This is a genomic window from Haemophilus parahaemolyticus, assembly GCF_018373095.1.
Taxonomy (GTDB): Bacteria; Pseudomonadota; Gammaproteobacteria; order Enterobacterales; family Pasteurellaceae; genus Haemophilus_A; species Haemophilus_A parahaemolyticus_A.
Genome location: NZ_JAHAHT010000106.1, coordinates 1 through 5,892 on the forward strand (window position 1 = coordinate 1; position 5,892 = coordinate 5,892).

General features: G+C 39.9%; 6 protein-coding genes and 1 tRNA gene. 3 read left to right on the forward strand and 4 right to left on the reverse strand.

Features of this window, described 5'->3' with window-relative positions:
- The 3 genes from nusA to KH943_RS08845 form a co-directional block, all read right to left on the reverse strand.
- The coding region (gene nusA / locus KH943_RS08835) for a transcription termination factor NusA (protein WP_304110106.1) at nucleotides 1–1,418 on the reverse strand (1,418 nt) is incomplete at its 3' end.
- Nucleotides 1,419–1,448: 30 nt separating this feature from the next.
- Nucleotides 1,449–1,910, reverse strand: coding sequence for a ribosome maturation factor RimP (rimP, locus tag KH943_RS08840; protein ID WP_304110107.1), 462 nt, complete (start codon nucleotides 1,908–1,910; stop codon nucleotides 1,449–1,451).
- 192 nt (nucleotides 1,911–2,102) lie between these two features.
- Nucleotides 2,103–2,179 (reverse strand) — tRNA-Met (locus KH943_RS08845).
- Between the two features lie 164 nt (nucleotides 2,180–2,343).
- Here KH943_RS08845 and glnS point away from each other — a divergent pair.
- From glnS to KH943_RS08860, 3 genes are all read left to right on the forward strand, one after another.
- Complete coding sequence (glnS, locus tag KH943_RS08850) at nucleotides 2,344–4,014, forward strand: glutamine--tRNA ligase (protein WP_304110109.1); 1,671 nt, start codon at nucleotides 2,344–2,346, stop codon at nucleotides 4,012–4,014.
- 70 nt (nucleotides 4,015–4,084) lie between these two features.
- Entirely contained in the window at nucleotides 4,085–4,615 is a 531-nt protein-coding gene (yjgA, locus tag KH943_RS08855; protein WP_304110111.1) for a ribosome biogenesis factor YjgA, read from the forward strand.
- Nucleotides 4,615–4,989 carry a SirB2 family protein gene (locus KH943_RS08860; protein WP_304110113.1) on the forward strand — a complete coding sequence of 125 codons (375 nt, stop codon included), beginning with the start codon at nucleotides 4,615–4,617 and terminating at the stop codon, nucleotides 4,987–4,989. Before yjgA ends, KH943_RS08860 begins: the two co-directional genes overlap by 1 nt.
- A gap of 47 nt (nucleotides 4,990–5,036) precedes the next feature.
- Here the strand turns inward: KH943_RS08860 and KH943_RS08865 are convergent, their stop codons facing one another.
- A complete protein-coding gene (locus KH943_RS08865; protein WP_304110115.1) occupies nucleotides 5,037–5,639 on the reverse strand; it encodes a DNA glycosylase in 603 nt (200 codons plus the stop codon).
- Between the last annotated feature and the right edge of the window lie 253 nt (nucleotides 5,640–5,892).

A 5,892-nucleotide genomic window follows, 5' to 3' on the forward strand; every position in this document is an offset into this window, starting at 1 on the left:
AATTCATCTGTGCCTTGCTCAGCTAATTCTTCAAGGTTGGTAATGCCTTTTTCTGCTAATCTGAATGCGATATGGCGTTCCATACCATCAAGGTTTAATAATTTCTCATCAATTTGAGCTTGTTTTAAAGCGGCTTCTTCTTCAAGGGCTTTCTTAGTGATTGCATTTTTCGCACGAGCTTGTAACTCTTCGACTAAGTCTTCATCTTCCAAGCCATCAATTGCTGTTAAGGCATCAACTGGCACATAGGCAATCGCTTCTAAAGAAGTAAAGCCTTCATCGATTAACACTTGTGCGAATTCATCATCAATTTCTAATGCAGAAGTTAAGAGGTTAATTACTTTACCATCTTCTTCTTGTGCTTTCTTATCAAGCTCTTCGACCGTCATTACGTTTAATGTCCAGCCTGTTAATTGGGTCGCTAAGCGTACGTTTTGACCATTACGCCCAATCGCCTGTGCTAAGTTCTTCGCTTCAACCGCAATGTCCATAGAGTGAGTTTCATCATTAATTGTGATTGAGCTCACGTCTGCTGGCGCCATTGCATTGATCACGAATTGTGCTGGATTATCATCCCAAAGCACAATATCCACACGCTCACCGCCAAGCTCATTGCTGATTGCTTGAACGCGTGAACCGCGCATACCTACGCAAGCACCAACTGGGTCGATACGTTTATCATGTGATTTCACGGCAATTTTCGCACGTGAACCAGGATCACGTGCAGCACCTTTAATTTCGATGACTTGTTCACCAATTTCTGGCACTTCCAGTTTGAATAACTCTTCTAACATCACAGATTTTGAACGTGTTATAAAGATTTGAGGGCCTTTAGATTCAGGTTTAATTGCATATAACACGCCACGTACACGGTCACCTGGTCGGAAATTTTCACGTGGAAGCATATCTTCACGCACAATTACCGCTTCGCCTTTAATATCTTCAGTTTTACCTTGAAGCTCAAGGAAGATGTTATCGCGAGTCACTTTTTTCACGGTTGCACTGATGATTTTGCCTTCATCTGGGCGAAACTCATCAATGATTTTGCTCTTCTCTGCTTCTCGGATTTTCGTTTTTACCACTTGACCGAAGGTTTGAATTGCCACGCGACCGAATTCAATAGATTCCACTTCATCTTCAACCGCATCGCCTAATTGGATTTCAGGATTGTCGAATTGTGCAGCTTCTAAGCTAATTTCACGCGTCATATTATGCACTTCTTCCACCACTAACCAACGACGGAAAGTTTGGAATGCACCTGTTTTACGATCAACCACCACACGCACATCAATATCTAAATCGCTACCTTTTTTCGTTGCGATAGTTAAAGCGGTTTCTAAAGCTTCGAAAATCGCTTCTTTTGGTAATTGTTTCTCGTTTGATACCGCTTCAGCGGCTAAAAGAATCTCTTTACTCATTGGATTTCTCTTTCAGTTATCAATAATGGGTTAAAAATCAAATACGGGCACTAAATTTGCCTTTTGAATATTGCCAAATGCGAACTGACGTGGTTCGTTATCTACGATTAAGGTAATCAAATCGCCTTTAACACTTTCTAATTTACCTTGCCATTTACGGCGGTCAAACATTGGAATGCGTAAGTGAACCACTACATCACGCCCTACAAAACGCTCGTAATGAGCCAATGTGAATAATGGACGATCTAAACCAGGCGAAGACACTTCAAGGTTATATTTGTCTGCAATAGGATCTTCAACGTCTAAAATTGCACTCACTTGGCGGCTAACATCGCTACAATCATCAATTGTTACGCCACCTTCTTTATCAATAAATAAACGGACGGTTAAATAACGTCCTGCACGTTGGCATTCAATGCCCACTAACTCACAGCCCATAGCTTCAATGGTATCTGTGGTTAGCTCTTCTAATTTTTGCTCTAAAGTAGCCAAAGGTTTTCTCCAGATGTAAAAAAAGGGCTTAACCAGCCCTTATGATACGAATAAATTGTATCCGCCACCTATATTCTTTAAACGCAAACAATACAAGCGGTTTGTTTTATGTAATATTTCGCAAATAAATAGATTGTAAATATACATAAAACAAAGCTCACAAACCTTATCAGGAATGTGAGCCGATAAAACTGGTTGCGGGGGCTGGATTTGAACCAACGACCTTCGGGTTATGAGCCCGACGAGCTACCAAGCTGCTCCACCCCGCGTCTGATGGGGCGTATTATAGACATTTATAGAAGGATGTCAAATCCTTTTTAAAAAATAAATGAAATTTCACGTTCTCACGGCTTTCCCATTCCGTCATCTTTAATTCATTATAAATAAAGTGTAAAATGTTCCAATTATTATATAGATAAAAACAGAGAGAACTATGAGCGAAGAAATTTTAACGCAAGAAAATGATGTTCGTGCGAATTTTATTACCCATATTATTGATGAAGATTTAGCATCGGGTAAACACACTAGCGTTCACACCCGTTTCCCACCTGAGCCAAACGGCTATTTACATATTGGTCACGCCAAATCAATCTGCTTAAACTTCGGAATTGCCGAAGATTACAAAGGTTTATGTAACCTCCGTTTTGATGACACCAACCCAGTAAAAGAAGATGTGGAATATGTTGATTCTATTAAAGCCGATGTTGAATGGCTGGGGTTCCATTGGGATGGCGAGATCCGCTATGCGTCAGACTACTTTGATGCACTACACGGCTATGCCATTGAACTTATCAAAAAAGGCTTGGCGTATGTAGATGAGCTTTCGCCAGAAGAAATGCGTGAATATCGTGGCACATTAACTGAAGCAGGTAAAAACAGCCCATATCGTGACCGCACTATTGAAGAAAACTTAGCTTTATTTGAAAAAATGAAAAACGGCGAATTTGCAGAGGGTAAAGCAAGTTTACGCGCAAAAATTGATATGGCATCGCCATTTATGGTGATGCGCGACCCTGTGTTATATCGCATTAAATTTGCCAGCCACCACCAAACAGGCGATAAATGGTGCATTTATCCGATGTATGATTTCACGCACTGTATTTCAGATGCAATTGAGCGTATTACTCACTCATTATGTACATTAGAATTCCAAGACAACCGTCGTTTATATGACTGGGTGTTAGATAATATCAGTATTGAACGCCCATTACCGCATCAGTACGAATTCTCACGTTTAAACTTAGAAGGTACTTTAACTTCTAAACGTAAGCTATTAAAATTGGTAAACGACGGAATTGTAGATGGTTGGAACGATCCGCGTATGCCAACCATTTCTGGTTTACGTCGCCGTGGTTATACGCCAGCATCTATTCGTGAATTCTGTCGTCGTATTGGCGTGACTAAACAAGATAACGTAGTGGAATACTCTGCCCTTGAAGCCTGCATTCGTGAAGATTTAAACGAAAATGCACCACGTGCAATGGCTGTAATTAATCCTGTTAAAGTAGTGATTGAAAACTTCGAAGGCGAAGAGTGGTTAAAAGCACCAAATCATCCAAATCGCGAAGAATTAGGCTCTCGCGAATTGCCTTTCACGAAGGAGCTTTACATTGACGAAGCTGACTTCCGTGAAGAAGCAAACAAACAATACAAACGCTTAGTATTAGGTAAAGAAGTGCGTTTACGTAATGCTTATGTGATCAAAGCAGAACGAGTAGAAAAAGATGCAAGCGGTAAAATTACTACCATTTATTGCACATACGATCCTGAAACCTTGGGTAAAAACCCTGCAGACGGTCGTAAAGTGAAAGGTGTAATCCACTGGGTTTCTGCAACATATGCCAAACCTGCAGAATTCCGTTTATACGATCGCTTATTCACTGTACCGAATCCAGGTGCTGAAGAAGAGCTCGAAAGCGTATTAAACCCAAATTCTTTAGTAATAAAACACGGTTTTGTTGAACCAAGTTTAGCAAACGCAAAAGCAGAACAAGGTTACCAATTCGAACGCGAAGGCTACTACTGCCTAGATAGCAAAGATAGCCACCCAGAATACTTAATCTTCAACTTAACTGTAAGTTTAAAAGAGAGTGTAGCGTTTTAAATAATAAGCATATCTGGATACAGGGCGAAATTCAGTTTCGCCCTCTATTTTTAAACTAAATGGAGATGTAATGGCTAGAAAACGTCATAATGAAATCGACTGGACAGATGAAGAAGAGGAAATTATCTGGGTCAGCAAAAGTGAAATTAAACGCGATTCAGAACAATTGAAAAAATTAGGTGCGGAGTTAATTGAACTTAGCCCTCAAAATTTAGAGAAAATTCCGCTTGATGAGGATTTAAAAGACTCAATTCGCCAAGCACAAAGTTTTAGACTAGAAGCTCGTCGCCGCCAAATTCAGTTTATCGGCAAACTTTTACGCAACCGCGATCCTCAACCTATTCAAGACGCATTGGATAAAGTCAAAAATCGCCACAACCAACAACAAGCGTTGTTGCACAAATTGGAACTTGTACGTGATCAGCTTATTGCGATGGGCGATAGCTCGTTAAACTATTTAATGGATGAATATCCACGCTTAGATCGCCAACATTTACGTAACTTGATTCGTGCAGCTCAAAAAGAGAAAGAGGCGAACAAACCGCCAAAAGCGTATCGTGATATTTTCCAATATTTAAAAACTGAAATTGCGGAGGCATAATGCTCGACATCCTACCAAAACTTGTTCACAGCCACGCTGGCTTTGCTTATTTAAGCCTGATTTTGCTTTTAACTCGTGGAGCGTTAAGTGCAAGACAAATCAACTGGCGACAATATAAAATCTTGAAAATTGCTCCGCATATTATTGATACTTTGTTGTTATTAAGCGGTGCGACCGTGGTTTATGCCTACACTTCGGAAGGCGTTTACACCCTCTCGGAATTAAGCTGGTTGCTCGGTAAATTCTTATTTATTGTGCTTTATGTGATTTTTACTGTAAAAGCCTTTAAGAAAAATCAGCCATATTCCATCAAATTCTACTTGCTTTCTGTAGTTAGCTTTATGATCGCAATGTTTATTGCAGTACATCATTAGAATAAAGGGCGTGAAATTAAAATTCGCGCCCTTTTACTTTTATGTTCTTAAATCAGCCCCACCATTTTGAAAAAGGTTTGATAGGCTTCCACTTTTTTCTCAAATTTAAGAGGATAAGCTCGAGAAGTGGACGGCAGGCGGTATAATTTAAGCATACGATTTGCAGAATAAGGGTAATCAATCCACTCATTCGTTTTTGGTGTTTTCACTTTTTCAGGCAATAAACCGAGCAAGGTTTCCGTTGCTAATCCGCCCGTGGTAAAAAGCCATTCCACTTTTGGCAAATCAATCAGAAGCTCGCCCATATCAACAGGCTTAACAATTTTCAAATCTTTGTCTGCCGCATTGCCTCGTAGTCTAATTGCCGTTCTCGCCGAAGAACAAAGTGCAATCCCCTTCTCTCGCAAAAATGCCTCAATTCGCATAGGGTCAAACCGTTTTTCTTCACCTACACGAAAGTGCTCTTTATCGTCATAAAACACTTCGCCCATAATTCGCCACATATCGTTTTGAAAATTCGGATAATGAAATTCCATACAACGTTTTTCATTCGTAGGCGGAAATGTCCCCATCATTACCACCTTGGCTTCTAGTGGTAAAATAGGGTTAAAAGGATGGTATTCTAGAGGATGTTCGGTTTCAGATTGCATAAAAATTAAACCATTTAAGCGATTACTCGTATAAATGACTCAATCGTAGCGAAGAAGATTTTTATTGTCTAGTTGATTTAACCAATCATTTGTTTAGCTAATCGGATAAAATTCAGTGCTATAATTTATCAACATTCATATTGTGTAATGTTGTAGTTGTAGCTCCCTTTTTCATTTCGCAGTGCTATAATCCAATTGCCGACACTACCCGTTCATAATCCGTTGTAGCTCCCTTTTTCATTTCGCAGTGCTA

Excerpts from the sequence above, each read along its gene's own strand:
- glnS (WP_304110109.1), top strand. The coding sequence starts at position 2,344 with ATGAGCGAAGAAATTTTAACGCAAGAAAATGATGTTCGTGCGAATTTT.
- yjgA (WP_304110111.1), top strand. The coding sequence starts at position 4,085 with ATGGCTAGAAAACGTCATAATGAAATCGACTGGACAGATGAAGAAGAG.
- KH943_RS08860 (WP_304110113.1), top strand. The coding sequence starts at position 4,615 with ATGCTCGACATCCTACCAAAACTTGTTCACAGCCACGCTGGCTTTGCT.
- KH943_RS08865 (WP_304110115.1), bottom strand. The coding sequence starts at position 5,639 with ATGCAATCTGAAACCGAACATCCTCTAGAATACCATCCTTTTAACCCT.